The sequence below is a fragment of the Asaia sp. SF2.1 genome, from assembly GCF_000505765.1.
Lineage (GTDB): Bacteria > Pseudomonadota > Alphaproteobacteria > Acetobacterales > Acetobacteraceae > Asaia > Asaia bogorensis.
Map to the genome: position 1 here is coordinate 41,602 of NZ_AYXS01000051.1, position 663 is coordinate 42,264.

1 protein-coding gene is annotated in these 663 nt (G+C 61.5%); it reads left to right on the forward strand.

Features of this window, described 5'->3' with window-relative positions; translation table 11 throughout:
* The coding region (locus P792_RS36810; RefSeq protein ID WP_152530299.1) for a Plug domain-containing protein at positions 1-663 on the forward strand (663 nt) is incomplete at both ends.

Here is a 663-nt window from a genome sequence, read left to right on the forward strand (position 1 = left end):
GAGTCACCGTCAGCTGCGGGACACGCAGCGTCGGCAAAAGCCACCAATCGAGCCAGAAGGGGCGTCCAGACGCCCGACCGACGCGGCGGCGTCAAGGCTATCATCGGCAAAGCGGAATCGATTACCGTTTCACAGCATCGTCTCTCCCCGGCCGCAGCAGCAAGCCGCCAGCTCGAAACCGTGCCGGGTGGGGTATCCGTTATCAGTTCGAAAGAAGTCCTTCGCAGCCGCAATCTGACCAATGCCGATCTGCTGGCCTTCCAGCCCGGCGTCTTTGCCCAAAGCTCTGGCGGCGGCGACGGGTTGCGCCTCTCCATTCGTGGCTCCGGCATCCAGACGGGCACCAACTACTTCCGCTCCGGTATTCTGCTGATGTTCGACGGGTTGCCCGTCACCACCCCTGCCGGCACGCCCTATGAGCTTTTCGAGACGCTGGGCATCCAGTACACCGAGGTTCTGCGTGGCGCGAATGCGTTCGATTATGGCGGGTTGCAGCTTGGGGGTGCCATCAATTACGTGGCGCCCACGGGCTATACAGCCGATCATTTCCAGGCGCGTGTCGAGGCGGGCAGCTTCAACTACAACAAGCAGCAGATCAGTTCCGGCGCCGTGATCGGCAAGTCCGATTATTATATCAGCCTCACCAAATCCTATCGCGGCGGG